Origin of the sequence: Nocardia sp. CA-129566 (assembly GCF_050956075.1) — a bacterium.
Taxonomy (GTDB): domain Bacteria; phylum Actinomycetota; class Actinomycetes; order Mycobacteriales; family Mycobacteriaceae; genus Nocardia.
Map to the genome: position 1 here is coordinate 4,258,770 of NZ_CP192085.1, position 26,685 is coordinate 4,285,454.

Consider the following 26,685-nt stretch of genomic DNA (forward strand, 5'->3'; position numbering starts at 1 on the left):
GGCGCTGCGGGACAAGCCGAATGGCCGAGCACGCCACGTGTGCTCGACGCGATCTGCTGGTCGGCGACCAGCAGATCGCACAGCGCCAGTACAGGTAGGCCGGAGCGGTCCGTCTCGTGAGCCGCTGCCACGGCGCCAGCCTGGCTTCGATCCCATCCCGAAGACCGTTGCCGCGCATGGCGGCCACGCACCCTCAGTCCGGAACGCCGACCATCTCCAGTGCCAACGGCACCGCGGTCGGCTGGTAGTCGGGCGAGGTGTCGCTCAATACTTTGAGGGCGGTGTGGGCCAGGTGGCTGGCCAGGCGGGCTTGGGCCACGGCCTTGGTTCCTTCCTCCACCGCCGACAGAATCTGCACGTGCTCGTGATCACCGGCCTGATGCCAGCTATTGGGCTCGCCACCCTGGTAGATGCGGATGTACCGCACGCACTGGTCGGCCAGCTGACGCAACTGCTTCTGCATGGTCTCGCTGGCGCCACAGGTGATCGTGCGATGGAACGCCGAGTGGATGACGAACCAGCGCTCGGTCTCGCCTGCCTCCGCGGCCGCTCGCATGGCCGCCAGCTGGTCAGCCGCCTGCTCTCGGGCGTCGGCGTCGAAGTCGCCCACCGTCATGGCTACGGCCAGCGACTCGAGCACGATTCGGCTCGCATAGATTTCGTCGAGCTCACGAGGGTCGAGCACGGAGACGCGGGTGCGCTGGTTCGGCTCGATCTGGACCAGGCCCTCCTCTTGCAGCATCCGCAGCACCTCGCGCAACGGCGTTCGGCTGACGCCGAGTTGTTCGGCCAGCGATACTTGCGAGAGCTTCGTCCCTGGTCGCAGCGTGCCGTCGAGAATCCGCTCGCGCAGGTAGGCGTGTACGTGCGGGATCGCCTGCCGTGCCTCGGGCAGCTCGACTTTGGTGATGTGCGGGACGAGCACTTTGCGACTCATGACCATTAGCTTAGGCGATGTGTATACATATTCCTTCTCTTTCCTGTGTCGCCCAGGTAAAGTGCATACAGTATCGAGGAGGTGCGGTGTCTGCGAAGCCGTCGCCTCCCCGACGAAAACCCGTGAGGATGTGACGAATGTGAGAACTATCGGGGTGATCGGCCTGGGCAAGATGGGCCTGCCGATCGCCGAGAACTTGCTGGACCGCGGCTTCAATGTCGTCGGGTACCGGCGCAGCATCGAGTGTCCCGAGCTCGAGGCCGCGGGTGGCACCGTCGCGCCGTCGCCGGCGGACCTGGCCGCCTCGTGCGAGGTCATTGTGTCGATCCTGCCGACCGCGGACGATGTCGAGCGCGTCATCAGCGGGCCCGAGGGCACGCTGTCGACGATGCGCCCCGGGGCGGTCCACCTCGAGATGAGCACGATCCCGGTTCCGAGCAAACTCGGGCTGATGCGTCAACTCGAGCACGTCGGGGCCACCATGCTCGACTGCCCGATCAGCGGCAGCCCCGGAATGGTCGGCTCGCGGCTCGCCACGGTCTTCGCCTCGGGAGCGGCGGAAGCGATCGAACGGGTGGCCGATGTGTTGGACGCCATCTCGGGGCCCTGGGTCCGAACCGGCGACTTCGGCACCGGCACCCATCTGAAGTACATCTCTTCCATGCTGGTGGCGACCCATACGGTCGCGGCTGCCGAAGCGATCGTGCTGGCCCGCCGTAACAACCTGGACCTGGACATGGTCCAGTGCACCCTGGAGACGTCCATCGCGGGCTCGGCGCTGCTGGCGCAACGAGGTCCCCGCATGGCGCACCGATCATGGCTGCCGGCCCCCGGGCCCATCGCGACGTTGCACGAGATCCTCGACCAGATCGAGGTACACCTGCACGATCTCGGCGAGCGTCGGCCGGTATTCGAGGCGGCCAAAGCGGTGTTCGACCAAGCTATGGCCGATGGCTGGGGTGAGCTCGATATAGCCAGCGTGCACGACCAAATTTCCACCGAAGACGCTCTCACACAAGGAGTCAGTAAATGATCTACGTCACCCACCGCCTCCCGGTCAACGAACCGGGCGAGCCCACTCTCGATCGGGCCGCTGTGTGGCAGGGACTGGTCATGAAGGCCAACAACGCGCTGCCTTTCGTGCCGGTCATGACGTACTGCGAGGTCACTGCTCGCCTGGACGACGAGACTTTCGAGCGCGAGATCGAGGCGTTCGGTGACCGCTACATCGAGCGGATCACCCTGCAACCCCAGCAGCGGGTGGTCTTCACGCGCCTCGCGGGTCCGGTCCTCGGCACGATCACCAATGACATCGAGGAGGACGCGGAGGGCCTGTTCCTCCGGTTCAGCTTCGCGCTCGTGCTCGAGGGCGCCCAGAGCGGTTCTCCCGAGGAGTCGGCGTACGCCGACGAGACCAAGACCCATTACGTAGCGGCCGTCGGCGCCACGCTCAACGCCATGCGTCGCGTCGCGCGCGGAGAAGCGCCCATCGTGTTGAGCGTGATCTGACGTCCCGTCGACCGACCCGTCGTCAGCAGGTGGCCCGGCTCATCGAGCCGGGCCACCTGCTGCTTTGCGCAGCAGGTGCGCCCCCAGTCGGGGCAGCAATTCCGGCTTGACGGCCTGCCAAGAGCGGATCTCCTCTGCCGACAGGGGCGCGGCGGGTTCGCCCCTGAGCTGGAGCCAGACGGTGCATGCCGCCGCCAGCACCGACATTGTGGCCACTGCCGTGGCCGGGTCGCTGCCCATCGCGATCGCACCATTGCCACGCAGAATCATCGCGTCCGCCGACCCCATCGCCTCGGCGAGCCTGCGGCCTCGATCGGCCTCGCGGACCAGCAGCGCGGACGGATACACCGGAATGGAGTCGCCGAGCCAGCACGCCTGACCATGTGTCGGGGCGACGCGGTCGGTGCGCATGCCGACAGCCAGCGACGCCGCGGGCTGTGCGCGAGCGATCGCTCCGGTCGTTGGGTAGCGCTGGTAGAGGGCCAGGTGGGCCCATGCCTCGGCCGGGCACCCGGATGGCAATGCCGTGGCGGTCAACGGGACGCGCAGGCAGTCCGAAGCCGCGACGGTCGCCAAATCGGCCGCAGGGGTGATGACCATGTCGTCGACGTCCCTAGCGGACACATGCCCGAACGCGTCGACGAGCCCCAATGCGGCCAAAGCTCGCGCCGCGTCAGCAACTTGGATATCGAGAGACCGAGTGATGGGGGAGCGCATAAGAGGTAACTGTATGCACTCAGAGACGCTGGACGCAAAAGTCGGCGCTCGGTCGAGGACTCGTTCCGCTAGGTGAAATTTCCGAGCATTCGACGTGACCGGCGTCACTATCGAAAGCCAATGTGTATGCACATCGCTCGAAAGGATCCACCATGACCAGCGCTTTGACCGCAGCAGCATTACAGGCGGTCGACTCTCTCGACGCCAAGGGCTTCGCCGAGCATTTCGCGCCCGACGGCAAGATCACCTTCGGCAATATCCCCACTCTCGAAGGCCGCAATGCCGTCGAGGCGGGCTGCGCCGGCTTCTTCGGCACGATCGATGGGATGCATCACGACATCGTCAACGAGTGGGTCGTGGGCAAGGACACGATCGTCGAACTCGTGGTCACGTACACGCGTAAGGATGGTCGAAAGGTCCCGATCCCGGTGGTGTCGATCTGGACCATCGCTGACAGCGGCCTGATCGACGAATACCGGGTCTTCTTCGACTTGACTCCGGTGTTCGCATGACCACGCGCAACGCGACAGGACGAGTCGCGGTCGTCACCGGAGGCGCTGCCGGCATCGGGCAGGCGTTCGCCGAGCGCTTGGCCGTGGACGGACATGTGGTTGCCATCGCCGACGTCAACCCCGCAGACGAGACCGTACGCCTGATCGAGAAGGCGGGCGGCCAAGGGTTCGCTGCCCATTGCGACGTGTCCTCGCCCGAGTCCGTGCGGGCATTCGCCGCCGAGGTCGAGGGCGAGCTCGGGCAAGTGGACGTCTTGGTGAACAATGCGGGCATCTACCCGGCCACCGCCTTCATCGGGATGAGCTGGGCGGAATGGCAGCGGGTGCTGGGCCTCAACCTCAACTCGATGTTCCTGCTCGGGCAGGCCTTCGTTCCCGGCATGGTCCAGCGGGGCTGGGGTCGGGTCATCAGCGTCTCGTCGAATACCTTCCATTCCGGGATCGGGCTCAACACGCACTACACCGCGAGTAAGGGCGGGGTGATCGGGTTCTCCCGGTCCCTGGCGGCCGAGGTCGGAGAGCACGGGGTCACGGTGAACACGATCGCCCCGGGTCTGGTGCGAACGGCCACCACCGAGAGCGGCCCCGCAGCGCATTGGTTCGATGCGCTCGCCCAGCTGCAGGCGATCAAACGGACCCAGGAGCCTCATGACCTGGTCGGGGCAATGTCGTTTCTGGCTTCGGACGACGCGGCCTTCATTACCGGCCAGACCTTGATCGTCGACGGCGGATGGATGCGGGCATGAACGAAGCGATCATGAAGCCTCCGGCTGAGACTGCCGGGCAGAACGTCCCGGCCTGACCCGACCGGCCGGACCTTCACAGGTGAGGTCCGGCCGCGGATGAATGCGTTCGTCTACTGGTCGCCAGCCGACCATGCCGAGCGGCTCGCAGAGTTCGCGGAGGCTGTCCTACCAGCCGGTGCCGTCGGCACTGGAGCGTGGCCCGCTGCTAGGTGAGGTTCCCCGCGATCGCGGTCGCGGTCGCCCTGGCGTCGGGCACGAGATCGACAAGATGTCGGCGGCTCCAGCTCACCGACGGGCACGCCAGCACGACTGCGGCGATGACCTTGCCCGACCGGCTGATGACCGGGACGCCGACGGCGTTCACGCACTGCTCGGTTTCCTCGAGGCTGAGGGCATAACGCTTGCGGCGGACGACACCGAGCTCACGACGCAGCGTGGCGAGATCACGCATCGAGCCATCACGCAGACGGACATGGCGGTTGGGGTAGAGCGCGACCAGTTCGGTGTCCGGAAGCTGGGCCAGGAGTACCTTGCCGCCGGATGTGGTGTGCGCGGGGAGTAGGAGTCCGACGCGACTGCCGACTCGGAGCGCGTGGTTGCTCTCCACGCCGTCGATGACGCGGCAGCCGTTGCCCTGCAACGTCACCAGAAAAGTCGTGAGGCCTACCTTGCGCGATAGCGCCGCCAGATAGGGGTGCGCCAGGGCGCCCAGGTCATGCGGCGGCTCGGCGCCCGACGGCAGCTGCGCCAGCCGAGGCCCCGGCAGGTAGACGCGTGTGCGGTCCTGTTCAGCGAACTCGTGTCGCTTGAGGGTGGACAACAGCCGGTGTGCGGTAGGGGGCGTCACCGACAGCAGCTCGGCGGCGTCGGCCACTCGCAACCGGCCGTGCTCGCGAAGAGCAATGAGGAGGGTGAGGACGTTCTCGGCTGAGGAGACCGACTCGTGCGACGGCATTGTCGCCGTGGTCACGACGCCACCATTCTGTTCTCCAGTCGGCCGATGCCGTCGATCTCGGTGACGACCAGGTCGCCGACGTGCAGGAAGGTCTTGTGCGGCATGCCCACCCCGGCCGGCGTTCCGGTCAGGATCACGTCACCTGGCTCGAGCGTCAGAACGCGGCTCGCGGCAGCGATCAGCCGTGGCACCGTGATCACCATGTCGGCGGTCGATGCTTCCTGTTTGATCTCCCCGTTGACGGTCAGCCGAAGTGTGAGGTCATGCGGGTCGCCGATCTGCCAGCTGGGAACGATTCCGGGCCCCAACGGGCACGATCCGTCGAATGCCTTGTGCTGGAACCAGTCCCAGCCGAATGGCGGGAGCACCGCATCCTTCCTCGGGAACCGTCCGCGTGCGGACAGGTCGTTGGCGACGGTGTAGCCCGCGACGTGCTCGAGGGCTGTTCGCTCGTCGATATCGCGCCCGCCCGTGCCGATGACGACGGCCAGCTCGGCCTCCCAGTCCACGTCTGCGTTATCCGGCAGCCGCACGTCGTCGTGCGCACTCACCACTGTCGTGGTCGGTGGCTTGAGGAAGAAAAACGGCTCGGCGTCGGGGTCCGGGCGCTGTGTGCCCATCTCCTGCGCGTGTCCGTAATAGTTCGCCCCGGCGCAGAGGATCTTGCGGGGGTAGGTGAGGGGGGCGACCAGATCGGCGTCCGGCACGACCTCGAGTTCCGAGAGCTCGAGATTCTGGAGCAGTGGCGTGAACTCCTCCCACCGGTCGAAGACTTCCAGCAGGGTGCGACCGGACAGCGACTGCGGCGCTCGACCGACTTTGCCGTCGGCGAGCACGCCGATACTCGGCTCGGCTCGGTTGTTCTCGACGAATTGGACGAGACACCAACGCTGCGACGACATGGAAACCCCTTAAGAATCGGTAAGCTCCCTAAAGTGCACACACTTTCGCGAGGGTTGTCAAGCTCGCTCGCCCGGCGGGCCCGCTATTCCGGAGGACGAAATTTGCTGGGCAGTCACTTCTTCGAAGTGACGGCGTGACTGAGATACTGGTGGCCTGCTGATGGAGGGGCGTGAAGTGCCTGATTCCGCAAGGCGCGCCGAGCCGGATCCGGACACAGTGCTGGGCAAGGTGATGTCAGTGCTGCACGCGTTCGAAGTCGAGGACCATGGAATCGGTTTCGCCGAGTTGCAACGGCGTACCCGGCTGCCCAAGGCAACGCTGCACCGCATATTGGGCGATCTCGAGTCGACACGCCTGCTGGATCGGGTCGGCGGTGCCTATCATCTGGGCGGTCACCTTTTCGAACTCGGCATGCGGGCCTCGGTCGAGCGAGGCCTGATCGAGGTGGCCACACCCTTCCTCGAGGACCTCTACGAACGCACCCATGAGTTGGTGCACCTGGGGCTCTTGGAGAGCCACGAGGTGGTGTACGTCGCGAAGATAGGTGGCCACCGGCAGGTGCGCTCGCCTTCCCGACTGGGTGGCCGGATGCCACTGCACGCCACCGCCATCGGCAAGGCGCTGCTGGCCCATGCTCCCGCGGACGTGCGCCAGGCCGTGCTTGCGGAGCCGCTGCCGCGATTGGCGCCGAGGACGATCACCGCACGAGGGACGCTCTGTAAACAGCTCGATAATGTGGTCGAGAGCGGGATCGCCTTCGAATTCGAGGAGTCCGCAATAGGAATTGTGTGCGTCGCCGCGCCAGTGCTCGATGCCGATGAGCGGGTCCTCGCGGCAGTCAGCGTCACCGGTCCGGTAACCCGTTTCCGTCCGCAGCAGCACGCGGCGTCGGTGCGCGCTGCCGCGGACGGCATCGCGGCGACCCTGGCACGGCGCGATGCACTCCGGAAGCGGGAGTGACATCGTCACCGCTGGACAGACCCCGAGCGCGGCACGGGACTGGCGCCATAGCTCTTGCACCGTGCCGTGCCGACCTCAGTCTCCGAGCGTGGCGACACCGGCGCGGGCATATTTCTCGTCCAGATCACCGCTGGGCGCACCCGCTACACCGATGCCGGCGATCGGTGCACCGCTCGTGGCCACCGGGACACCGCCCCCGAGGAACAGGGTGCCGGGAATGTCGGCCAGATGCGGGGTCTTGTCCAGACGCTCGGCCAGCTGAGAGGTCGCTGCGTTCCAGGAAACCGCGGTGAAGGCCTTCCGCTCCGCGGACTCGTAGGACTGCGGTCCCGCGCCGTCCCCGCGCAGCAGCACGATGGTGTTGCCGTCACGGTCGACGACGGCGACGCTGACTCGCTGATTATCCTGGCTCGCGGCGGCGAGCGCGGCCTGCGCGGCCTCGGTGGCGGCAGCGACCGTGAGGTGATCGGTCTGGCGCAGGTCGGCTGGCTCGACCTTGCCGACAAGCGCCGGCTGCGCCGCCGGGCCCGCGTCCGTGCCGCCTACCGCCAGCGCGCCGATGGTGCCCGCCGCGACGACGGCGAGTGCTCCGCCGACGAGGGCGCCGGTGCGCTTGCCCGACTTCTTGCGAATGTCCACGGTTACGTTCTCCTTTATCGATGGCGGCTGGGTAGCCGGTGCGAGATAGCCGTCTTCTGGCCGATGCCGTCCGTCGCCATCACCACACCGGCTGCTCTCGGCGGGCTGTTCGGACGGCTGGGGTATTGGGGTTCAGTCGGCGGTTGGAGCCCCGGCGACGCGACGCTCGCCGCCGTTCGCCTCCTGCCAGAGGCGGTACACGTCTACCGCTTCGTCGCGGGGCTCGTGTCGCATGGGCAGGCGTCGCTGGTCCCAGGGTTTGGCGAACTCGTCGTAGAAGGTGTTGAGTTCGAAGTACTTTCGGTCGTCCACGTAGTGCGGTTGATAGGCATCGCGGGTGGTGAGGAAGACGACCTCGTCGGGTGAGCAGTAGTACAGCGCGCCCAGGCACATCGGGCAGGGCAGGGCGAGGATGTAGATCGTGGTGCCGATCAGATGCTCGGTGCCGAGCTCGGTGCATGCCTGGCGGATGGCAAGGATCTCCGCGTGTGCGGTGGGGTCGTTGGTCTGCGCGACCCTGTTCGGGCTTTCCGCCAGGATCTGGCCGTCCTTGACGATAACGGTCGCGAACGGCCGCCCGCCCTCGGCGACATTGCGGCGCGCGAGGTCGATGGTGTGGTGTGCGAAATCGGTCATGGGCTGTCCTCGTTTCTCAGAACGGCTTGGTGGGCAGGTACTTGCCGTCGAGGGTGATGACGGCGCGCTCGCCGCCCTCGGGGTCGGCGACCTTGCGCACGTCGAGCTTGAAGTTGATCGCGCTGATGATGCCGTCCCCGAACTGCTCGTGGACCAGGGCCTTGAGGGTGGTGCCGTAGACCTGCAGCATCTCGTAGAAGCGGTAGATCGTCGGATCGGTCGGGACACCGCCGGGGATGGATCCGCGGGTCGGGATCGTCTGGAGCAGCATCGCTGCGTGGTCGTCCATCCCCAGCAGTTCGGCAACCGCTATCGCGGCCTGCTCGGGGAGGGCGTGTTGGCCGAGGACCGCGGCGGTCACGAAGGCCACCGAGTAGCCGGCGGCATCCGCGATCTGTTGCCAGGTGAGGTTTTTCGCCGTCTTGGCCTCCACCGCTGCGGCAGCCAGTGTCAGGCGGGCGGTGGGGTCGAACTGTGCGTGCACCATCTGGGTGATTCCTTTCTGGTCGAACGCCGAACTGAGATGGCAAGGGTGGGGCGGCGTTCTGGCGGGTGGGTCGGTTCCCGCGCGGCGCGCGGAGACCGTGACTACGCGGTCAGGCGGCCGGAGCGACTTCGGATCCGGCGGCGTCGAACACGGTGACCGCGCCGGTACCGATGTCGAACACCCATCCCTCGACATTCACGGTGCCGGCGTTCACGGCGCGGGACACCGACGGATGGGTCGACAGGTTGGCCAGCTGCGCAACGACATTCGATCGCACGAGCATCGAGACACGATCGTCCGGCTCGGCGCCTTTGGCCGCGCTGTCGGTGGCATCGACGTGTTCGAGCCATTCGGCGATCGCCGGTGTGCCGCGAAGGTCGTGCCGTTCCGCCACGGCGGTCATCGCACCGCACTCGGAGTGGCCACACACCACGATGCGGGAAACCCCCCAGCACCGCTACGGCGAACTCGATGCTCGCCGCGATGCCGTCGGCTCCGCACGTGTGGACCGGGACGAGATTGCCTGCCGTGCGGATCACGAACAAGTCGCCCGGCTCGCTGTTGGTGATCAATTCCGGAATGACGCGTGCGTCGGAGCAGCCGATGAACAGAGTGTCGGGACGATGGGTCGTCGCGAGGCGGGCGAACAGATCCGCCTTGGCGGGGAAGATATCGCGTTGAAAGTGCGTGACTCCGGCGACGAGGTCGTGCATGGATCGCTCCCTTCGAGGGTCGCTTGGCCGGTTGGTCCCGACCGATCCCACCATGCACAACCTGTCGCTATAGAGTCCAATACTTGCTATCCATCGCGAAGATTGGTCTTGTCTATAGTTGATGCGACGGCGGTCTGGCGCCCTCTGTCACGGCGCGCTCAGTTCGACAGTGCGGCCGCCTGGGCGATCGCGGCGAAGGCGCGTGCGGCGGCCGAGTGATAGGTGCTACTGCGACGCAAGAGTTCCACGGTTCGGGTGGGTAACGCGGGGGTCACCGCTGTGGGCAGCAGGTCCGGCTGGGCACGCGTAATGGCGTCGGGTAGGACGGTGGCGAGCCGACCTCGGCGAACGAACTCGACCAGTGCACCGATGGAGTTGGCTTCGACCCCGATGCTCGGCGTGATCTCGCAATGATCGAAGTAGGCGTCGATGTGGGCTCTGGTCGCGAAGTCGCGACTGAGCAGCGCCAGCGGATGGTGTGCGAGCTCCTGGACCGGCAGCGGCTCCGATCGCGCGGCGAGGGTGTGGGTTGATCCGACCACCAGGCTGAGGTTCTCGGTGAACAACGCGGAGTTCTCGATCCCGGCGGCGTGGGTGCCGGTGAACGCAATGCCGAGATCGACGCGGTCGGCGAGCAGGTCCGACTCGATCCGATCCTGGGTGGTCTCCACGACGGTGAGGGTCACGCCCGGGTGCGCGACGTGGAACTGATGCACCAGCGGACCGATGAGGTAGGCGGTGATGGTCGGCGTCATCGCCACCCGCAGGTGCCCACGGGACAGGTCCTGTACGTCGTGAATTGCGCGCTTGCCGGCGTCGAGGTCGCGCAGGGCGAGTCGCGCGTGATGCGCGTAGGCCTCGCCGGCTTCGGTGAGGCGTACGGTGCGGCCGGACCGGTCGAGCAGCTGCACTCCCAGTGCGCGCTCGGCCTGCCTGACCTGCTGCGACAAGGTGGGTTGGGAGATGTGCAACGCCTCGGCCGCGCGCGTGAAGTTCCCGTGCTCGGCGACCGCCAACAGATACCGAATATGGCGCAGCTCCATGACCATGACTATAGATGCAATCTACTGGAACGATGGAAAGTAAGTCTTGGACTCTATTGGGCGCGCTGGGCATGGTGGAATCAGCAACCAGTCAGGAGATCTCGGGTGAACAAGCGTCCCCTCCGAACAGCGCTGGCCGCGAGCGCATTCGCCGCGCTGTCTCTCGTGGCCACGGCGTGCACGGCCGGTCCTCTCGCTGCGCCGACAGCCGACAAAACCTCGCCAGCACCGCCCACCGCACACGAAGATGAGCCCCAGCCGATCCGCACGCCTCGCGATCCGGCCCTCGACGCGGACCTGTTGCGGGCAGCGGCGAACAACGACGCCGCGACGGTACGAGAGCTGGTCGCCCGCGGGGCCGACATCGAGAGCCGAGGCGATCACGATCGCACCCCGCTGATCGCGGCCACGAAGAACCGGGCCACCGCCGCAGCGCAGGCGTTGATCGAGGCCGGCGCCGACGTCAATGCCAAAGACGACCTCGAGGACTCGGCCTACCTGTATGCCGGCGCCGAGGGCCTCGACGACATCCTCGAGATGACGCTGCGCAATGGCGCCGACCTCCGAAGTACGAACCGCTACGGGGGAACTGCTCTGATCCCGGCGAGCGAGCACGGCTACCTCGCCACCGTCCCGATGTTGATCGAGGCGGGTGTCGACGTCAACCACATCAACAAGCCGCGCTGGACCGCCCTGCACGAGGCGATCGTCTACGGAGACGGATCCGAGCGATACCAACAGGTCGTGACCGCGCTGCTCGACGCCGGCGCCGACCCGTCGATCCGCGACGGAGCCGGCCGCACCGCGCTCTACAACGCACAGCGCTGTGGGCAGACCGCGATCGTCTCGATTTTGCGTGGCCACGCATGAGAGAGGGAACAGCATGATCAACAGCGAGGAAACCCAACTGCGGCGGGCGATCTCGCTCGCCGAGCACGCCCGCCTCGAGGGCAATCGTCCATTCGGCGCCGTCATCGTCACGGCCGGCGGCGCAGTGATCGCCGAGGGCCGCAACGAAGTGGCCAGCACGGGCATCGTCACCGCTCACGCGGAGCTGGTCGCCATCACGGCCGCAATCGAGGCCGGGCACGCCGGGGAGCTGATCGGCGCCACGATCTACGCGAGTGGTGAGCCCTGTCCCATGTGCAGTGCGGCGATCGTCTGGGCAGGGATCACGCGCGTCGTCTTCGGCGCCGCCGAGCCGGACTTCATCGCGATCATCGGCGGGCACCCACGATTCTGCTTGCGCTGCGCCGAGGTCATCGGGTCCAGCGACACGTCGATCACCGTCTCCGGCCCGAATCTGGGCGATGAGGCGCTCGCGCCGTTCCGGCGTCACGCCGCGAATCCATGATCGATCTCGCTCTCCCGGCGGACGGCGGAGCGCAGTACGTCCTACTTCGGTGCCTGGAAGCCGCCGATCTTCTGCTCGAGCAGTTCGGCCAGCCGCAGCGGGGTGCGGTCTTCGAACATCGGACCGATGAGCTGCACTCCCACCGGCAGGCCCTCGGGCGACCGGCTCGCCGGTATCGCGGTGGCGGGCAGGCCTGGCATGGTGGCCAGACCGGCCCAGACGAGTTGGTCGGAGTACGGGTACTCGACGCCGTCGATGTCGATCCGTCGTTCCACCGGATTGGGGTTGTGGTCGTGCGGAAACGCGGGAATCGACGTGATCGGACACACCACGGCATCGAACTCGGCGAACAGCTGCCGCCAGCGGGAGCGGTGCAGTTCACGGCGGATGTTCGCCTCGATCCAATCGCGGTGGCTGAAGCCGATGCCGCGCAGCCGCGCCGCGTCGAGACCCTGGTCGTCCGCGCTCAGTGCGGCGGCGCGGTTGCGCAGCTGCTCGTACGACTCGGCGGGAATGCGCGCGCCGACGTTCGAAAACATCAACTGCGCGTAGAGCGTCGCGGCTTCGGTCAGATCGGGCAGTAGCGGACTGTGCCGTTCGACGCGGGCGCCCTCGTCGACGAGCGCCTCGGCGACCCGGTTCACCCCGGCCCGCACAGCGGACCCGGTCGCAATGAGCGGATGTTCGTCGAGGATCAGGACACGGAAGTCGCTGAGCCGCTGGTGGCGCGCGGGCGGCAGTGTCAAGTCGTAGGCGACGCCGAGCGTCAGCGGGTCCGGTCCCGCCATCACGTCCAGCAGCAGTGTGAGGTCGCGGGCGGTGCGCGCCATCGGACCGCAGACGGCGAGGTCGCCTTCGATCGGCAACGCCGGCGCGGGCGGCGGCACCATCCCGCGGGTCGCCACCAGTCCGAATGTCGGCTTGTGTGCGTAGACACCGCAGAAATGTGCTGGGTTGCGCAGCGAACCCGCCAGGTCGGAGCCGATAGATAGCGCGCCGAATCCCGATGCCAGCGCCGCCGCTGATCCGCCGGAGGATCCGCCCGACGTGCGGCCGTGATCCCACGGGTTGTTTGTGGTGCCGTAGATCTCGTTGAAGCTCTGCCAATCTTGCAGCATGAACGGCACGTTGGTCTTGCCGAGAATCACCGCGCCCGCGGCCTTCAACCGCGACACCGCCACCGCGTCCTCAACGGGCAGATAGTTCGCGAACTGCGGCATCCCCCAGGTTGTGGGCAGCCCAGCCATGTTGTAGGACTCCTTGACCGTCACCGGAATACCGAGCAGCGGCCGATCCTCGCCGCGAGCGCGTGCCTCGTCGGCACTGCGCGCGGCGGCCCGCGCGCCGTCGAAATCCGGCACACAGATCGCGTTGATCACCTTGTCGTCGCGCTCGATTCGGGCGATCGCCTCCTCGGTCAGTTCCACCGAGGTCACCGCACCGGCCCGCAACGCAGCCGCGAGCTCTTCGGCCGCCACAAAACTCCACTCCATGAAATCCGAACCTACCGGCCTGCCGCGGGCGCTCGACCCGACATCAGTCGCCCACATCTACCAGAAAGGTCGAAACGGACCACCTTCACTGGCAAAGTCACGCACTCGTTCTGCCATCGAAGGCGGCCCGCCGCAGGTCACGACGTCGGCAGCGGGCTAATTCCACCGACAAAGGACATGAAATGCCGCTTCGCACAACGGGATAGATGCCTCAATACTCATCATGTTCCCTCCGGCCACAGACCTTCGCCCGACCACTGGCCATGGCGATAGCCATCAATGGCCAAACCGTGCACCGTCTGGCTACGGCTGTTGGTTCGGCGCTTGTCGTACGCGTTCTTCAGTCCTGCGCCCATCCGTTTCGCAGCACGTTGTGCCTGCTGTCCTCGTTCCGATGTCAGAGCCTGTCGGGCGACCTCAGTCGTGCGTCGGCCGGCGGCGTGACTCAGATTGCGGAGTTGCTGAGCCTGCTGCGATTCACGCAACGTCCGAATGCGCTCATCCTCGGCGAGGCGTGCGGCCGCCTGTTGGGCTACATCTTTCGCGGATTGTGCCTTGTCGAATCCGGTCTGCGCCCCACGGATTCCGCGTTCGAGGACCGCGCTGTCTTTTACAGCTTCCCACGACTTTTGATACAGCCCCGCCGTTACCACAACGGTCCCGGCGAAACGATCGATTGCGGATCGTCGACTCGGGCCGGTGAGTGGCAGGCCGTTGAAGAGCAGAACCACAACGGCTGCCAGCCAGAGCGCGAACGACAAGAAGAATTTGCCTGCCAGCAACGCGATGCAGGCAAGTGAGTACATGCCGACGTCGGTCATCGTGCTTCCGAATGCGCGGCGGGCGGAGACCCATTTGCTGAGTCCGCCTGTGGATTTCGTCACCGGACATACGTGGATGTCCATAACGACTTTGCCGACAGTGCGACCCTTCCAGGTCAGGCAGGCGAACTGGTAAGCGAACGTGATCACGATCAGCGCGACGAATGCCTCGATGATGTACACCAGGACCTCGTGGACCACATCCCACCCGAATGCCTTGCCAGCACCGCCCCAATCACCATTCGAGCCGATGACATCCCACACGCCCGTTTGACCGAGATCCGACCAGCTGGACAGATAGTCGGCGATCCGATAATGGGTCACCGAACCGAGTAGAACCGCAACCCCCACGATGAGAGCAAAGTCGATCGCCCATGCGGCTGCCCGTCTGCCGATCGGGGCCACATCGAACGACTGCAGGTCATCAGCCATTGCGTGCACCTTTGTGTCAGAAACGAACGCGGCCCCGACAGCTGGAGCTTTCCTCCAATCCGCGTCCAGCTATTGTTCCGCTCCCAACTGGGGCGACACACACGATCCACGATGGAAACCCATCGGTCCGGAGATATACGGCATACTAATCCGGGCCGATCATGCTGGAGCCTGCATCAACCGGAAAAAGAACGGATACATGGCGGTTGGTCAGCCATCCACACGAACTGTCCAGTCTGGCATCGAATTCCGCCACGGTCGCGGCGGCGTGGCAGTATCGGTGCGCCGTCACGCGCGGCGGACCGCACGCGTTGCGCAGTGAGCTGGCGCCGAAGTGATCAGGGGTCTTCTTGCCCTATTCGTCTGTCGATCTCGTATGCGATCGGCGCGAGCTTCGGCCACCATCCTGTATGTGCCGTCACCACTGCGAGCAGGGGTGGACTCGAGGTGAAAATGAACCGGCAGTAGCTCAGCCAGTTATCGGTGGATTGTGTGCCTGGATGGTTCTAAATCCGTGATGACGGTGCGCCAGGTGGCGCACCGGACGCCATCTGGACCGCCGACAGCGGCGGCAAGGTCATCGGGTGCTGTCGGATCGAGGTCAGGTGTCATCACGGCGGGCTCAGGACGCGGTCTGCATGAGCTGGTCCCGCTCGACATCGTCGCCGCATAGCTCCTCTCAGCGGTTCGGGTTGAACGGTTCGGTGCCGAGGACCAGCGAGAGTCCCGAGATGTTGGAATGGGCTCGGGCGTAGGCGAGTTCGTGGCTCACGTCACCGATGTTGTTGACGATCGGCAAACTGATGCCCAGCGTCGACAGCGTGCCGAGGGCATAGCCGTTGCGGTCGAGGAAGGCGCTGCCGCTGTCGCCGGGTATCCCCGGCATGGGTGCGGTCAGTGCGTGTGTCCAACCGGCGGTAGCCTGCCCGTCGGCCTTGCTCTGGCCGGTCCGAGGGGACAGTTCGGTGATTCCGAACCGCAGGCCGGAGTTGCCGTAACCGTAAACGCAGTCATCGATGTCGGTTCCGGTGGTGTTGATACCGACGGGACCACCCCAGTACGGCACGCTCGGGTTGACCTTGCCGACGTCGTCGGAGGCGACCTTCACCAACGCGAAATCGTTGTAGATGCAGGTGTTGTGGTCCCGCTCGCCGTCATGCTGCATGGCCAACCAGCTGCTATAGACCAGTTGACCGGTGCCGACGACCTCACCCGGGAAGATCAGTAGGCTGCCGCGGTTGAAGGTTACGTCGGTGCCGAGGGGGAGACTGTCAGCGGTGCAGCCGTCGGGGTCTGCCAGGTCGCCGATACCCCTACCCGCGCAGTGCGCGGCCTGACCGAGGTACACGTTGCCGGCATTGTCGACGAAGGTGTAGTTCGCCGTGCACTGCCTCCCACCCTGGGTGTTGGTCTGCACACCTGGCGTTATGGTGGCGGATGCGACGGACGCCCATCGGTGCCCCGACCTGTCTGCGGCAAGGGTGAACTGGTCGGCGCTACCGGGCCACGGCAGTGACGACGCAGTGCCGGATCCGGCAATGAGATGGGCGCCGGTGGCTGCGACGACGGCGGTCACCGTGACCGCGAACGCACGGTAGAGAGTGGATCGCTGCATGGGATATTTCCCTTTCAGGGTCATGTTCGGCTGCTCTACTTGCGGCGTGGCAACCATGCCGATATTAGTAGCTGCTGTTTTGCTGAAGGTCGGATCGCGGAACGTAGACCGTGTGTCGGCTGGCCGTGGGTTTCGGTGCGGGTTCGCGGGGGGTGGTGCGCCGCATCACCACGTACCACCATCAGGCCTCGGGTCGCCGACGGTGGGGTGAAGATAGCGAATTGATTGCCCGAGGGGTCCACGGGGCGCGCGAAGATCACGCCGGACCTGTTCCGCCGGACTATCTCGGACGAGGACCTAGCGGAGCACGAGTCCGATGTCCTCGGTGTCGAAGATCCGCGATCCGGCCAGCAGCGCGGTCCCGGGAGTATTTCGACGTTGCTCGATAACGTAGGCGGTCAACAGGTGGTGGAAAGGCCGCCATGTACGTGCGTGGTTGTGACAGTGCGGCCCTTGCGATCTCGCGAGTCTCGGTATCGATGTTACGGCTGGAGTTCGACCGGTTCGCCTGCTGCGAGCCAATCGTGGAAGCGGCGCGCGATCTCGTCCAGAGACAGATCCTCGGTTCGGCTGGACAGCAGCCACCGATGTCCGAAGGGACATTGCACCAGGCCGTGACGGCCGCCGCTGAAATCGGCTTGGACAGGGGCGAGTGCGCGCGCACCCGCCGCTACCGCGCGCGCGTGTGCGGCGTCGGCGTCGACGCATGCGAGGAGTATCGAAAATGGGGCACCGCCATAGTGTTTCGGCGATCGGAGACCGACCTCGGGCATCTCGTCGACCACGACGATTGCCGAGTCGTCGATGAGTAACGCGGCATGCATGACCCGCCCGTCGGGTGCGTCGAGCCTGGTACCGAGCCGGGCATCGAAGGCGCGCTGATAGAACTCGAGCGCCGCGGCAGCATCGTGGACCGCGATCAGCGCAGTGCCGCTGCGGTAGTGGGAGGGGGAGTCGGATCTCATGTGCTGCAAGCTATTCGACGGTACCGTGTGCGGTCTTGAACGAATGCGACATCTCAGCGCTGCGGTCGGCACTGTTGGGCGAGTTGGCCCGGCGTGGCGCCGGTACGGGAGCGAACGTCACGGGCGAAGTGGGCGTGGTCGCTGTAACCGGCGCGCGCCGCCACCTCGGCAAAGGTTCCACCGCTGTCCGCCAGCGCGGCGAGCGCGCGCTCGAATCGCAGAACGCGTGCGACGGTGTGCGGTGGCAAACCGATCTGGTGCCGAAAGCGACGCTCGAAATGTCGCCTGCTCCAGCCGACCCGTTCGGCGAGGTCGGCAATGGAGACGGCGAGCAAACCGTTTCGTAGCGTCCGCCAGGCCCAGCTCACCTCCGGATCGGGGGCCGGTCCACACGCGATCCGAGCGGCAAGAGCGCGGTCGAGGAGAGCGAACCGATCCCGCCAGGACCGGGTTTCGGCGAGTCTTTCGGTCAGCAGCGCACCGAACCGACCCAGCATGGCCGTGGGATCGACCAGATCGTCGCTGATCTCCTGCATGGGGACCGCGAACAGCCGGTATGCACACAGCGGATCCAATCGGATCGCGATACCGTGCTGTAGTCCCCGGTGACGGGTGACGGCGACACCGGTCCGGAGCGCGGAGACGACATTTCGGCTCGAGCCACCGACCGGACCCCGCGCAGACCGAATCATCTGCACCGACTCCGCGAAACCGATCAGCAGCACGACATCGCTGGAGGGGATCTCGCGATGCAGAACCGCGGAATCCAACATCTCCCGGTAGCCGGTGTATCTGCCGACGCTGATCTCCGACCGCACCGCCGACGACTCGACGACCACGCGCGTGCCGCGGTCCGCCCCATTGCTCATTCACCGATTATCGACGCCCACCATGATGGGTTGATGACGCGAAGCGATGATGACTTGGGGTCGGCAGGGGCGGGCGGAGTGCTCGCGGCTGGTTCGGTGACGTCCGTTCCCGCGGCACGAGAGATCCGGGTGCTGGCATTGAACACGTGGCACAGCGGCAGCAAGATCTCCAATGGCATTCAGCTGATCGCCGATCTCGTTATCTCGACACAGGCCTCGATCGTGCTGCTCTCGGAGGCAACCGAAGCGACCACGGCCGTCGCGGCCGAACTCGCGCGGCGGGGACGCGAGTTCAACGCCGTTCCCTCACCCGACACGGGAATTCTGTCGGTGTTTCCGGTCCAGGACAGCGCCGATCTGCAATGGATGGTCAAGGCGCGGTTGAACATCGACGGAAAGCGCCTCACCGTCTACTCCGCGCATCTGGAGTATCGCTGGTATGCCTCCAACCTGCCCCGAGGGTACGGACCCGGGACCCCGGCGCCGGGCGAGTTCGCCGAGCACGAGTGGAACAAGCTGTCGGACGGCCCAGTGACCGACCCTGCCGCAATCCAGCGCATCAACGCGGCCTCGGGTCGCTCCGAGGTCATCAGCGGCTTTCTCGCCGACGCGAAAGCCGAGATCGCCGATGGAGCCTCGGTCATCATCGGTGGCGACCTGAACGAGCCGTCCCTGCTGGACTGGACGCCCGCCACCGCGAACTTGTTCGACCACAACGGTGTGGTGTTGGCGTGGGAGACCACTCGACGCCTGCACCGAGCCGGTTTCATCGATGCCTACCGATCGATCTACCCGGACCCGGCCACCCATCCCGGACTCACCTGGCCTTCGGACAACGTCGATGTGGATGTTTCCGAGCTCGCCTGGGCTCCCGAGGCCGACGAACGCGACCGCGTCGACTACATCTTCGCTCATGGTGCCGCGCTGTGCCTGTCTGCCGTCGGCATCATCGGCCCGCGCGGGTCCATCGTGCGCGGTACCCGACAGCAAGAACCAACCCGGGACAATTTCCTCGCCACGCCAGCGCGGTGGGGCAGCGACCACAAGGGCATCCTCGCGACATACCAACTCACCGACTGACAGAGAGGATGGGTGCGCGCCTCCGCCCGTGGCTGGCGTGGTTGCGTACATCAGGTCTCGAGCGAGAGTGAGGGCGCGGCGACATCGTCGGGTCGACAATGCGGTGGACAGGATCTAGCGCCGATACATACCCGAATCCAGTGCTCAGGGACTTATTCTGCCCATGTGACAGGGGAAGCGGCGGGCTCGGCGCGACCATTCCGGCGGCAGTTGGTGCTGCTGGCCGTCGGTGCGGCGTTGGCAGCGGGTGGGGCGGCCACCCGGCCGTTCAGTTGGTCGGCAACCGCACTCGTGATGGTGCCGATGGTCGTGGTTTTGGTGCTGGTTTTCCGGGCGAGGCCCGAGCGGATTCCACGCACCGCCCGGCTGCGGCGCGGAGTGGCCGTCTGGTCGGCGCTGCTGGTCGTTGCGTCGGCGTGGGAGGCGTACGCCTTTGTGCGGCAACCGGATCGGACGCGGGCGAACTACGCGCACCCGACCTTGTCGACACTGCTGGATCCGGCACTCGAGCATTGGCCGCTGCGGTTGGCCGGATGGCTGGTGTGGCTGGGTCTCGGCTGGTGGCTGGTGTCGCGATGAGCGATCGGGCGATCGTCTTCGTCGGGTTCGTGCTGGTGCTGGTGGTCACCCTCGGCGTGGTCGTGGTAACGCATGTGCGCCGGGATCTGGTCGCGCCCGTGGGGGAAACGATCGCGTACCTCACGCGCACTCGAGTGGCGAGGATTGTCGCAGTGCTCGTGTGGGGATGGGTCGGCTGGCACTTTCTCGCGCGGTAGCTAGCCTGAACGATGTTGGCGCAGGCGAAACCAGCGATACATCCGGGCTTGATGTGCTAGGAGAAGTGTCCGGTTTCTGCCTGTTCCATCAAGCGCATGAACTGTTCGGTCCGCATGTGGATGAGCGTTTCGTGGTCGCCGGCCTCGAAGTAGATATCGGGTTGTGTGCTCAGGCTTTCGTCCATCAGCGTCGTCATGCCGTAGGCGGTGCAGACCGGGGGGATGGCGCCGAGTTCGCAGTCTTTGAAGACTTCGCGTATGTCCGACTCGGTGGCCAGCGATAGCCGCCGTCCGGTTTCGTCCCACAGTTTCGCCAACCGCAGGTGATGAGTGGATGGCAGCACGGCACCGACGTACCCTTGCTCGTCTTCGAGGAGAATCGTCTTGGCGAGCCGGTCGCCGGGAATGGCCGCGGTCACGGCTGTCTCGGTGCTGCTATGGCTGTGCGGATGCCGCACGACTTCATATTCGACACCTGCATCGCTCAGGCAGGTGTGCACGGTCGGTGATATGGGCATGGCGGAACCTCCACTGGCTGGTTGGCACCACTTTCGAACCCGGCGGCCCTATTCCTTCATGCTAGCCCTGCTACGCCTTGGCCAGGCAGGTGCCAGCCTGCTCGAACTCAGGGGGACGCACCCGCGGCACCGACGTTGTGTTGGTGCTGGTGCAACTGTCGTGGAGTAGTCGGACTCGATGGTCGGTGGATGCGATCGCGTCGGACAGATGTTGTTGTCACCGCACAACTCGGGCCGTCACGGCGGTCGCGGCCGGTTGTGCGGCTCGAACGGGAAGTCGGGTAGCCCTGCGAACTGCTCGTCGAGCGTCCTCAATATTCGCGTGGCCCAATCCTTTTCGCCGAGAAGGGTTAGTTGCTGTAGACCCGGCTCGGTTCGATGAGAATCGCGGCGCGACGTTCCGCTGCCATCACGCGGTCGTATTCGTCCCAGTCGTCGTGCTTCCCACCGGCGGCGGTGAACACATCGCGCAGCAGCAGGCGCAGCCCCTCGGCGTCGATCCACGGCTGAGGATCGTCGGGGCCGACGATCTGGGCGCGGCCCTCGACCGTTGCCCACGCCCAGCCCTGCCGAAACGTGGTGGTCACCTGGGGCCGGATACGCAAATTGGCGAGTTTCACTTTGCCGTAGGTAACGAAACCCAGGATCGGCTCGCCGGATACGGGATGAGCCAGCAGTCCGACATTGACCAGCGTGGAGTGGATGGTGTTGTCGGATCGCAGCGTCGAAACGACGGCGAGGCCGTTCTCGTCACGAGCCACCTGAGCCGCCTGTGCCAGTGTGGTCATCACATCTCCCATGGTTGTGTGCCCAGCAGATCGTCGCATGCTCCGTTGTGCGCTTACTAGAACAATGCTCCGGCCGGTCCTATTCGATCCTGACCATCAGAGCCTCGCGAACACCGAGTCATGACCGGTCCGACTGCGCGCGAACTTATCGGAAGCGGTGCTAGGACATCGGCGGCCGACAGCCGCACGTCTCCCCGAGATCGAGGTGGACATCGATGGCCAGCGGGCTCTCGTCGGTAGCGCTGTGGGTACTCAGCACCGCATTGAGGGCCACGCGGGCGATCGCGTCGATGGGTTGCTGCACCGTGGTGAGGACCAGCTGCCCGTAGGTGTTGGTGCGGTCGCCGTCGAAGCCGACGACCGAAATGTCCTGGGGGATACGCGCTCCCGTATCGGTGATGGCACGCAGCACCGCGGCGGCCTGTCCGTACGTGCCGATGACGATGCCGCCGGGCGTCGGGTTGTCGGCCAGGTACCGGCTCACCGCGCGGTACGCCCCCGCCGGGGTGAGATCGGTGCGGATCTGGCGTGCGGCCGCAGTGCCCACGACAGAGGCATAGCCCGCATAGCGCTGCGCCACGGTTTCGCGGTCACCGTGCTGAACGTCCTCGCTGGTGAATCCGCCGACGAACACGATGTCGCTGCGGTGGTGCGCGGTTGCGAGGTGACGGGTGGCCAGCGCACCGGCTTCGAAATGGTCGGCGCCGATGACGTGGGCATCGACGTGGTCCCGGTTGTTGTGTACCCAGACGATCGGAATCCGGTTCTGGGCACAGAGTTTCGCGGTCGCGGCACCGTTGGCGCCGCCCACGACGATCAGGCCGTCGATGCCCGAGTCGGCGAAGGCACCGACGAATTCGAGCTCCCGCTCCGGGTCGTATCCGGTGTTGCCGATCAGCGTCAGATGGTCGCGCAGTCGCGCCTCGACCTCGATGTGCCCGACCAGTGCTCCGAACAGCGGTAGCGTCACGTCGGGAATGAGCAGCCCGATCTGCCGCCATCGGCTCGGGCGCCGCAGGGCGCGGGCGATGCGGTCCGGGCGATAGTCGAGGTCGTCCAGCGCCTCGTTCACGCGTGCGCGCAACGCCTCCGATACCGGCCGCGGGCCGTCGTTGAGCACGTAACTGACGACAGCGGTGGAGGTCCCCGCCCGCCGCGCCACGTCGGCGAGGGTCACACGCTTGACGGTCACAACTGCCCCATTCTGGTCGACATTGTGCAGGTCGGACATGGTTTGAATCGTCCTGATTCTCACACGCTACGACTGCGGGAAGGCCTACGCAAATCGATTAGATTGGTAACGCTCGCGATTCACGCACTTAACAACCGACTGGTGGAGTAATTGGCATGGCATTCGTTCGACTCACTGGCGTCACCTACTACGACCCCGATCTGGCGCACCACAGCTATGTCCTCTACACCGGATCGGATTCGATCACCCGCCTCATCGACCTCAACGGTGCGGTCCTGCACGAGTGGCCGTTCGCGGGGGTGCCGCCGCGCATCATTGATCCCGCGCGCACCGGTGGTCGGCTGGGCGATGTCGGCGTGCAACTCTTGCCCAGCGGTGACGCCAGGGGTGGCATCTACGCGAATGGCACAGTGGGGCAACTGACTTGGTCGGGGGAGCGGGTATGGGAATGGGGTGAGCAGGCCCCGGGCGGGTCGGCACGGCAGAACCACGACTGGGAACTGCTGCCGAACGGGAATCGGCTGCTGCTGGTCACCATCCCGCGCATCGTGCCCGGTCTGGGCGACGAGATCGTCGGCGACCAAGGACTGTACGAGGTCACGCCCGAAGGCGAGATCGTGTGGGAGTGGCGGGCTGGCGACCACCTCGATGAGCTCGGATTCTCGGAGGACGGCTGGAAAGCATTGCGGGACACCGTGTCCCGTGATCCGAATGATCCCTGGGGCTATCTGGAGATGAACAGCGCCAAGACGCTGGGACCGAACCGGTGGCATCGCGCGGATTCGGGCAGCGTATTCCATCCCGACAACATCCTCATCAGCCTGCGCAAGGCGAACGTGATCGCGCTGATCGACAAGACCACCAAAGCCATTGTGTGGAAACTGGGTCCGTATTTCGCCGCCGAGCCCGGGGCGCAGCATCAGCGGATCAACGCGCACAAGGTGCCGCGCCCGCTCGATCAGATCTCCGGACAGCACAATCCGCACTTCATCGCCGACGGCCTCCCCGGCGCGGGCAATATTCTGGTCTTCGACAATCAGGGCGGGGCCGGCTATCCGCCTGCGGCACTGGGGATCTACGCGGGATCACGCGTCCTGGAGATCGACCCGGCGACCGAGCAGATCGTGTGGCAGTACACCGCCGAGGACTCCGGGCAGCCGTCGTGGACGTTCTTCAGCTCCTTCGTGAGCAACGCCCAACGCCTGCCCAATGGCAACACCCTCATCACCGAGGGCATGAACGGCCGTCTGTTCCAGGTGACTCCGGACGGCCAGGTGGTCTGGGAGTACCAGACGCCGTACGAAGGCTATGGGGTCGCCGGGGAACCGGAAGTGCACGAACCCCGGGTACCGGGCGTCGATCGCCTCAGCCGGACCTCGCTCATCTATCGCGCACAGGCGGTTCCGTTCGAGTGGGTGCCCGGCGGTTCTCCGCAGTCGGCTCCAGAACCTGTCGACCGGCGGCCCGCGCCATGAAAACCTCGGACAAACGCTGGGCGGCGATCGGCGGAATCGTCGGCGGGCTCGCTCTGGCCGCAATTCTGTGGAGCCTCATCGTTGCCACCGGGCGCTTCCCCACGGAATTGTTTCCGACTGTGCCGCAGGTCATTCGGTCCGGGCACACCCTGTGGTCCGAGGGGCTGCTGGTTCCGGATATCACAGCTAGCCTGCAGCGGGCATTGTTCGGATTCGTCCTGGGCGCAATCGCCGGAATCTCGGCGGCGATCGTCACCGCGAACACCTGGCTGGGGCACAGAATTCTGCAACCGGTGCTCCGGTTGCTTTCTCCGATTCCGACGATCGGCGTTGTGCCGCTGGCGATTCTGTGGTTCGGGATCGGCGAGAGCAGCAAGACCCTGGTGATCGCGCTCGGCGTGTTCGTCCCGGTGTGGATCAACAGTCATGCCGGATTCGCGAGCACCCCGGCCGATTACCTACTGGCTTCGCGTTGCCTCGGCGCTCGGCGCTGGCAGGCCATGACTCGGATCGTCCTGCCCGAGGCGGCGCCCGATGTGGTTTCCGGCCTCCGAGTGGGCGCGGCCATGGCTTTCGTACTCATCGTCGTCGCCGAAATGACCGGGACCACAGCGGGCATCGGCTACCGCATCTATCAAGCCCAATTGTTCTCACAGGCCGATCGCCTGATCTTCTGCCTGATAGTGCTCGGGGTGATCGGAGCGGCATGTGATCTGGCGATTGCCTCGATTTCCGCGCCGATTACGCGATGGGCGCATGAGGAGCACTGATATGACCATCATGACGCAGGATCTGGTCGTTCAATTCCCGAACAGGTCCGCCCCCGCACTGCGGAACATCACGCTGAGTGTGCCCGACGGCTCGTTCACCGTATTGGTCGGCGCGTCCGGCAGCGGCAAATCGACTCTGCTGCACTGTCTCGCCGGGCTCATCACGCCCACCTCCGGCACGGTGGTCGACAATGACGAACCGGTGACGGCCCCGGACCCGCGCCGCGGTGTGGCCTTCCAGCGCGACGTGCTATTTCCGTGGATGAGCGTTGCCGACAACATCGGCTACGCCCTGCGCGCACACCGCGTTGCGCGCAAACAGCGGCGTGCGCGCACCGACGAACTTCTCGACCTCGTCGGACTGTCCGGCGAGGTGGGCGAGCAACGCCCGAGCCAGCTCTCGGGCGGCATGCGCCAACGCGTCGGCATCGCGCGCATGCTCGCCGGCGAACCCGCCGTCATGCTGATGGACGAACCGTTCGCGGCGCTCGACGCGCTGACCCGGCTGCGCATGCAGGACCTGCTCATCGATCTGTGGACGCGGCTGAACCGGACCGTCATTTTCGTCACCCATGATGTCGACGAGGCGATTCGGCTGTCGGACACCATCAGTGTGCTCAGGGGCGGCCAGCTCACCCGGCACATCACCAATCCGCTGAGCCGCCCGCGCCCCGCCGATGCGCTTGCCGACCAACCCGGCTACAGCGAGCTGCGCCGCACCCTGCATCACGAACTCGGCGTCGAGCACGACGTTCGACAGCTGCTCGACAGCTGAATCCCTATCGCAACATGAAGAGAGACCCGTGAAAACACTTGTGAACCGGCTGCTCACGGCAGTCCTGACAGTCACCGCGATATCCACCACGCTCGCCGCATGCGCCAGCTCCGACGGGTCCGATTCCAACACCCTCACCGTCGCGTTCGTCGTCGATCCGTCCTGGGCGCAGATACCCGTCGCCCAGCACGATAAATTGTTCGAAAACAAGGGCGTGAAAGTCAAAGTCGTGAACTTCCCCTCGGGTGTGGAAGCGCTGCAAGCGCTCGCCGCGCACCAGGTCGACGTCGCGACCGCCGCCGATGTCCCGGCCGCCGCCACCCTGTCGCGGTCCCCGTCGCTGCGCGTCGTCGCCGACGGGTCCCGTTGGCAGGGATCGCGAATCGTGGCCCGGCGCAGCGCCGGTATCAGCTCGCTCGAAAGCCTGGCCGGACGATCCATCGGCACCCCGCTGGGCACCAGTGCGGCCTATTTCGCCGCGAAGGCGCTCTCCGACAATGGCATCAAAGCCGATCTGGTGCAGGTGGCGCCGCAGGCGACGCTGACAGCCGCGACCCAGCACAATGTCGACGCCGTCTCCATCTTTCAGCCGTATCAGGCGCAGGTGATCGCGGCCCTGGGCGAGGACGCCGTCCAACTCCCGGGCGGCAGCTACAACCAGCACAGCCTCTACCTGGCCTCAGATACCGCGGTAGCCCAGAAATCGGCTGCCCTGAGCGGATTCTTCGCGGCCCTGAACGAGGCGAGCGCGGCACTGTCGACGCGCACCGACGGCGCGATCTCGGCGATTGCCGCCGCCACCCAGCTCGCACCCGACTTACTCCAGAAGATCCTGCCCGAATTCGACTACACGATTCAGTTGCAGCCCGATCTCGCCGACAACCTCACGGGCCTCGGCACCTGGGCCAAGTCCCAGGGAAAGATCGACCAGTCGACCCAGCTGCCGAACTACGGCACCCTGCTCGTGACTGCCTTCCTGCCACACGTCGGCTAGCGCGTCAGGTC

At 65.8% G+C, this 26,685-nt stretch carries 31 protein-coding genes and 1 pseudogene; 14 read left to right on the forward strand and 18 right to left on the reverse strand.

Going from position 1 to position 26,685, the window contains the following annotated elements; genetic code table 11:
* Positions 1–193: 193 nt before the first annotated feature.
* Positions 194–937 carry a GntR family transcriptional regulator gene (locus ACQP0C_RS18250; protein WP_433734079.1) on the reverse strand — a complete coding sequence of 248 codons (744 nt, stop codon included), beginning with the start codon at positions 935–937 and terminating at the stop codon, positions 194–196.
* Between the two features lie 139 nt (positions 938–1,076).
* Between ACQP0C_RS18250 and ACQP0C_RS18255 the strand changes: the two genes are divergently transcribed.
* Together ACQP0C_RS18255 and ACQP0C_RS18260 are read left to right on the forward strand one after the other, a co-directional pair.
* The gene (locus ACQP0C_RS18255) at positions 1,077–1,970 is read left to right on the forward strand and encodes an NAD(P)-dependent oxidoreductase (RefSeq protein WP_433734080.1); all 894 of its coding nucleotides are present in this window, start codon (positions 1,077–1,079) and stop codon (positions 1,968–1,970) included.
* On the forward strand, positions 1,967–2,446 hold the full coding sequence (locus ACQP0C_RS18260; RefSeq protein WP_433734081.1) for an SRPBCC family protein: 480 nt from the start codon (positions 1,967–1,969) through the stop codon (positions 2,444–2,446). The genes ACQP0C_RS18255 and ACQP0C_RS18260 overlap by 4 nt, the downstream gene beginning before the upstream one ends.
* A gap of 39 nt (positions 2,447–2,485) precedes the next feature.
* On the opposite strand, the gene ACQP0C_RS18265 is transcribed toward ACQP0C_RS18260, so the two are convergent.
* Positions 2,486–3,163 carry a class II aldolase/adducin family protein gene (locus tag ACQP0C_RS18265; RefSeq protein ID WP_433734082.1) on the reverse strand — a complete coding sequence of 226 codons (678 nt, stop codon included), beginning with the start codon at positions 3,161–3,163 and terminating at the stop codon, positions 2,486–2,488.
* Positions 3,164–3,315: 152 nt separating this feature from the next.
* Here ACQP0C_RS18265 and ACQP0C_RS18270 point away from each other — a divergent pair, with 152 nt between their 5' ends.
* Together ACQP0C_RS18270 and ACQP0C_RS18275 are read left to right on the forward strand one after the other, a co-directional pair.
* On the forward strand, positions 3,316–3,675 hold the full coding sequence (locus ACQP0C_RS18270; RefSeq protein WP_433734083.1) for a nuclear transport factor 2 family protein: 360 nt from the start codon (positions 3,316–3,318) through the stop codon (positions 3,673–3,675).
* Positions 3,672–4,421 carry an SDR family NAD(P)-dependent oxidoreductase gene (locus ACQP0C_RS18275; protein ID WP_433734084.1) on the forward strand — a complete coding sequence of 250 codons (750 nt, stop codon included), beginning with the start codon at positions 3,672–3,674 and terminating at the stop codon, positions 4,419–4,421. Before ACQP0C_RS18270 ends, ACQP0C_RS18275 begins: the two co-directional genes overlap by 4 nt.
* 205 nt (positions 4,422–4,626) lie before the next feature.
* Here ACQP0C_RS18275 and ACQP0C_RS18280 read toward each other — a convergent pair whose 3' ends face one another.
* Together ACQP0C_RS18280 and ACQP0C_RS18285 are read right to left on the reverse strand one after the other, a co-directional pair.
* Positions 4,627–5,391 (reverse strand): IclR family transcriptional regulator, encoded by a 765-nt coding sequence (locus ACQP0C_RS18280; protein WP_433734085.1) that lies wholly within the window; start codon positions 5,389–5,391, stop codon positions 4,627–4,629.
* Positions 5,388–6,278 (reverse strand): fumarylacetoacetate hydrolase family protein, encoded by an 891-nt coding sequence (locus ACQP0C_RS18285; protein ID WP_433734086.1) that lies wholly within the window; start codon positions 6,276–6,278, stop codon positions 5,388–5,390. Before ACQP0C_RS18285 ends, ACQP0C_RS18280 begins: the two co-directional genes overlap by 4 nt.
* A 232-nt stretch (positions 6,279–6,510) precedes the next feature.
* Here ACQP0C_RS18285 and ACQP0C_RS18290 point away from each other — a divergent pair, with 232 nt between their 5' ends.
* Complete coding sequence (locus ACQP0C_RS18290) at positions 6,511–7,239, forward strand: IclR family transcriptional regulator (protein WP_433734585.1); 729 nt, start codon at positions 6,511–6,513, stop codon at positions 7,237–7,239.
* Positions 7,240–7,314: 75 nt separating this feature from the next.
* On the opposite strand, the gene ACQP0C_RS18295 is transcribed toward ACQP0C_RS18290, so the two are convergent.
* From ACQP0C_RS18295 to cynR, 6 genes and pseudogenes are all read right to left on the reverse strand, one after another.
* On the reverse strand, positions 7,315–7,878 hold the full coding sequence (locus tag ACQP0C_RS18295) for a GlcG/HbpS family heme-binding protein (protein ID WP_433734087.1): 564 nt from the start codon (positions 7,876–7,878) through the stop codon (positions 7,315–7,317).
* Positions 7,879–8,010: 132 nt separating this feature from the next.
* Positions 8,011–8,514, reverse strand: coding sequence for a nucleoside deaminase (locus ACQP0C_RS18300; RefSeq protein WP_433734088.1), 504 nt, complete (start codon positions 8,512–8,514; stop codon positions 8,011–8,013).
* Positions 8,515–8,530: 16 nt separating this feature from the next.
* Complete coding sequence (gene cynS / locus ACQP0C_RS18305; protein ID WP_433734089.1) at positions 8,531–9,001, reverse strand: cyanase; 471 nt, start codon at positions 8,999–9,001, stop codon at positions 8,531–8,533.
* Between the two features lie 109 nt (positions 9,002–9,110).
* Positions 9,111–9,404, reverse strand: coding sequence for a carbonic anhydrase (locus tag ACQP0C_RS18310; protein ID WP_433734090.1), 294 nt, complete (start codon positions 9,402–9,404; stop codon positions 9,111–9,113).
* A 103-nt stretch (positions 9,405–9,507) separates the two neighbouring features.
* Positions 9,508–9,768: pseudogene (locus tag ACQP0C_RS18315) on the reverse strand (carbonic anhydrase); the annotation flags it as partial.
* A 104-nt stretch (positions 9,769–9,872) separates the two neighbouring features.
* Positions 9,873–10,757 (reverse strand): transcriptional regulator CynR, encoded by an 885-nt coding sequence (cynR, locus tag ACQP0C_RS18320; protein ID WP_433734091.1) that lies wholly within the window; start codon positions 10,755–10,757, stop codon positions 9,873–9,875.
* 105 nt (positions 10,758–10,862) lie between these two features.
* Here cynR and ACQP0C_RS18325 point away from each other — a divergent pair, with 105 nt between their 5' ends.
* Both ACQP0C_RS18325 and ACQP0C_RS18330 read left to right on the forward strand, forming a co-directional pair.
* Positions 10,863–11,627: an ankyrin repeat domain-containing protein gene (locus ACQP0C_RS18325; RefSeq protein WP_433734092.1), complete on the forward strand. Its 765-nt coding sequence runs from the start codon at positions 10,863–10,865 to the stop codon at positions 11,625–11,627.
* A gap of 13 nt (positions 11,628–11,640) precedes the next feature.
* A complete protein-coding gene (locus ACQP0C_RS18330) occupies positions 11,641–12,111 on the forward strand; it encodes a nucleoside deaminase (protein WP_433734093.1) in 471 nt (156 codons plus the stop codon).
* A gap of 41 nt (positions 12,112–12,152) precedes the next feature.
* Here the strand turns inward: ACQP0C_RS18330 and ACQP0C_RS18335 are convergent, their stop codons facing one another.
* The 5 genes from ACQP0C_RS18335 to ACQP0C_RS18355 all read right to left on the reverse strand — a co-directional run bounded on the left by ACQP0C_RS18335 (position 12,153) and on the right by ACQP0C_RS18355 (position 18,306).
* Positions 12,153–13,604, reverse strand: coding sequence for an amidase (locus ACQP0C_RS18335; protein WP_433734094.1), 1,452 nt, complete (start codon positions 13,602–13,604; stop codon positions 12,153–12,155).
* A gap of 221 nt (positions 13,605–13,825) precedes the next feature.
* Positions 13,826–14,830, reverse strand: a complete 1,005-nt coding sequence (locus ACQP0C_RS18340; protein WP_433734095.1) for an RDD family protein — start codon at positions 14,828–14,830, stop codon at positions 13,826–13,828.
* A gap of 706 nt (positions 14,831–15,536) precedes the next feature.
* On the reverse strand, positions 15,537–16,472 hold the full coding sequence (locus ACQP0C_RS18345; protein WP_433734096.1) for a hypothetical protein: 936 nt from the start codon (positions 16,470–16,472) through the stop codon (positions 15,537–15,539).
* 482 nt (positions 16,473–16,954) lie between these two features.
* A complete protein-coding gene (locus tag ACQP0C_RS18350) occupies positions 16,955–17,437 on the reverse strand; it encodes a VOC family protein (protein ID WP_433734097.1) in 483 nt (160 codons plus the stop codon).
* 53 nt (positions 17,438–17,490) lie between these two features.
* On the reverse strand, positions 17,491–18,306 hold the full coding sequence (locus tag ACQP0C_RS18355; protein WP_433734098.1) for a helix-turn-helix domain-containing protein: 816 nt from the start codon (positions 18,304–18,306) through the stop codon (positions 17,491–17,493).
* 33 nt (positions 18,307–18,339) lie between these two features.
* Between ACQP0C_RS18355 and ACQP0C_RS18360 the strand changes: the two genes are divergently transcribed.
* The 3 genes from ACQP0C_RS18360 to ACQP0C_RS18370 all read left to right on the forward strand — a co-directional run bounded on the left by ACQP0C_RS18360 (position 18,340) and on the right by ACQP0C_RS18370 (position 20,162).
* A complete protein-coding gene (locus tag ACQP0C_RS18360) occupies positions 18,340–19,386 on the forward strand; it encodes an endonuclease/exonuclease/phosphatase family protein (RefSeq protein WP_433734099.1) in 1,047 nt (348 codons plus the stop codon).
* Positions 19,387–19,551: 165 nt separating this feature from the next.
* Entirely contained in the window at positions 19,552–19,965 is a 414-nt protein-coding gene (locus ACQP0C_RS18365; protein WP_433734100.1) for a hypothetical protein, read from the forward strand.
* The gene (locus ACQP0C_RS18370; protein ID WP_433734101.1) at positions 19,962–20,162 is read left to right on the forward strand and encodes a DUF6186 family protein; all 201 of its coding nucleotides are present in this window, start codon (positions 19,962–19,964) and stop codon (positions 20,160–20,162) included. Before ACQP0C_RS18365 ends, ACQP0C_RS18370 begins: the two co-directional genes overlap by 4 nt.
* 56 nt (positions 20,163–20,218) lie before the next feature.
* Here ACQP0C_RS18370 and ACQP0C_RS18375 read toward each other — a convergent pair whose 3' ends face one another.
* The 3 genes from ACQP0C_RS18375 to ACQP0C_RS18385 form a co-directional block, all read right to left on the reverse strand.
* Positions 20,219–20,680 carry an aminoacyl-tRNA deacylase gene (locus ACQP0C_RS18375; RefSeq protein ID WP_433734102.1) on the reverse strand — a complete coding sequence of 154 codons (462 nt, stop codon included), beginning with the start codon at positions 20,678–20,680 and terminating at the stop codon, positions 20,219–20,221.
* A 350-nt stretch (positions 20,681–21,030) separates the two neighbouring features.
* Positions 21,031–21,468 carry a TIGR03618 family F420-dependent PPOX class oxidoreductase gene (locus tag ACQP0C_RS18380; protein ID WP_433734103.1) on the reverse strand — a complete coding sequence of 146 codons (438 nt, stop codon included), beginning with the start codon at positions 21,466–21,468 and terminating at the stop codon, positions 21,031–21,033.
* A gap of 160 nt (positions 21,469–21,628) precedes the next feature.
* Complete coding sequence (locus ACQP0C_RS18385) at positions 21,629–22,699, reverse strand: LacI family DNA-binding transcriptional regulator (RefSeq protein WP_433734104.1); 1,071 nt, start codon at positions 22,697–22,699, stop codon at positions 21,629–21,631.
* A gap of 116 nt (positions 22,700–22,815) precedes the next feature.
* Between ACQP0C_RS18385 and ACQP0C_RS18390 the strand changes: the two genes are divergently transcribed.
* The 4 genes from ACQP0C_RS18390 to ACQP0C_RS18405 are packed head-to-tail and all read left to right on the forward strand — an operon-like array spanning position 22,816 to position 26,674.
* On the forward strand, positions 22,816–24,135 hold the full coding sequence (locus ACQP0C_RS18390) for an aryl-sulfate sulfotransferase (protein ID WP_433734105.1): 1,320 nt from the start codon (positions 22,816–22,818) through the stop codon (positions 24,133–24,135).
* On the forward strand, positions 24,132–24,905 hold the full coding sequence (locus ACQP0C_RS18395) for an ABC transporter permease (RefSeq protein WP_433734106.1): 774 nt from the start codon (positions 24,132–24,134) through the stop codon (positions 24,903–24,905). Before ACQP0C_RS18390 ends, ACQP0C_RS18395 begins: the two co-directional genes overlap by 4 nt.
* A gap of 1 nt (position 24,906) precedes the next feature.
* Entirely contained in the window at positions 24,907–25,680 is a 774-nt protein-coding gene (locus tag ACQP0C_RS18400; RefSeq protein ID WP_433734107.1) for an ABC transporter ATP-binding protein, read from the forward strand.
* 28 nt (positions 25,681–25,708) lie between these two features.
* On the forward strand, positions 25,709–26,674 hold the full coding sequence (locus ACQP0C_RS18405) for an ABC transporter substrate-binding protein (RefSeq protein WP_433734108.1): 966 nt from the start codon (positions 25,709–25,711) through the stop codon (positions 26,672–26,674).
* The last annotated feature ends 11 nt before the right edge of the window (positions 26,675–26,685 follow it).

Coding starts and splice junctions, on each gene's coding strand:
- ACQP0C_RS18250 (WP_433734079.1), bottom strand. CDS start 937: ATGAGTCGCAAAGTGCTCGTCCCGCACATCACCAAAGTCGAGCTGCCC.
- ACQP0C_RS18260 (WP_433734081.1), top strand. CDS start 1,967: ATGATCTACGTCACCCACCGCCTCCCGGTCAACGAACCGGGCGAGCCC.
- ACQP0C_RS18265 (WP_433734082.1), bottom strand. CDS start 3,163: ATGCGCTCCCCCATCACTCGGTCTCTCGATATCCAAGTTGCTGACGCG.
- ACQP0C_RS18270 (WP_433734083.1), top strand. CDS start 3,316: ATGACCAGCGCTTTGACCGCAGCAGCATTACAGGCGGTCGACTCTCTC.
- ACQP0C_RS18275 (WP_433734084.1), top strand. CDS start 3,672: ATGACCACGCGCAACGCGACAGGACGAGTCGCGGTCGTCACCGGAGGC.
- ACQP0C_RS18285 (WP_433734086.1), bottom strand. CDS start 6,278: ATGTCGTCGCAGCGTTGGTGTCTCGTCCAATTCGTCGAGAACAACCGA.
- ACQP0C_RS18290 (WP_433734585.1), top strand. CDS start 6,511: ATGTCAGTGCTGCACGCGTTCGAAGTCGAGGACCATGGAATCGGTTTC.
- ACQP0C_RS18300 (WP_433734088.1), bottom strand. CDS start 8,514: ATGACCGATTTCGCACACCACACCATCGACCTCGCGCGCCGCAATGTC.
- cynS (WP_433734089.1), bottom strand. CDS start 9,001: ATGGTGCACGCACAGTTCGACCCCACCGCCCGCCTGACACTGGCTGCC.
- ACQP0C_RS18310 (WP_433734090.1), bottom strand. CDS start 9,404: ATGACCGCCGTGGCGGAACGGCACGACCTTCGCGGCACACCGGCGATC.
- cynR (WP_433734091.1), bottom strand. CDS start 10,757: ATGGAGCTGCGCCATATTCGGTATCTGTTGGCGGTCGCCGAGCACGGG.
- ACQP0C_RS18330 (WP_433734093.1), top strand. CDS start 11,641: ATGATCAACAGCGAGGAAACCCAACTGCGGCGGGCGATCTCGCTCGCC.
- ACQP0C_RS18335 (WP_433734094.1), bottom strand. CDS start 13,604: ATGGAGTGGAGTTTTGTGGCGGCCGAAGAGCTCGCGGCTGCGTTGCGG.
- ACQP0C_RS18345 (WP_433734096.1), bottom strand. CDS start 16,472: ATGCAGCGATCCACTCTCTACCGTGCGTTCGCGGTCACGGTGACCGCC.
- ACQP0C_RS18350 (WP_433734097.1), bottom strand. CDS start 17,437: ATGAGATCCGACTCCCCCTCCCACTACCGCAGCGGCACTGCGCTGATC.
- ACQP0C_RS18355 (WP_433734098.1), bottom strand. CDS start 18,306: ATGAGCAATGGGGCGGACCGCGGCACGCGCGTGGTCGTCGAGTCGTCG.
- ACQP0C_RS18360 (WP_433734099.1), top strand. CDS start 18,340: ATGACGCGAAGCGATGATGACTTGGGGTCGGCAGGGGCGGGCGGAGTG.
- ACQP0C_RS18370 (WP_433734101.1), top strand. CDS start 19,962: ATGAGCGATCGGGCGATCGTCTTCGTCGGGTTCGTGCTGGTGCTGGTG.
- ACQP0C_RS18375 (WP_433734102.1), bottom strand. CDS start 20,680: ATGCCCATATCACCGACCGTGCACACCTGCCTGAGCGATGCAGGTGTC.
- ACQP0C_RS18380 (WP_433734103.1), bottom strand. CDS start 21,468: ATGACCACACTGGCACAGGCGGCTCAGGTGGCTCGTGACGAGAACGGC.
- ACQP0C_RS18385 (WP_433734104.1), bottom strand. CDS start 22,699: ATGTCCGACCTGCACAATGTCGACCAGAATGGGGCAGTTGTGACCGTC.
- ACQP0C_RS18390 (WP_433734105.1), top strand. CDS start 22,816: ATGGCATTCGTTCGACTCACTGGCGTCACCTACTACGACCCCGATCTG.
- ACQP0C_RS18395 (WP_433734106.1), top strand. CDS start 24,132: ATGAAAACCTCGGACAAACGCTGGGCGGCGATCGGCGGAATCGTCGGC.
- ACQP0C_RS18400 (WP_433734107.1), top strand. CDS start 24,907: ATGACCATCATGACGCAGGATCTGGTCGTTCAATTCCCGAACAGGTCC.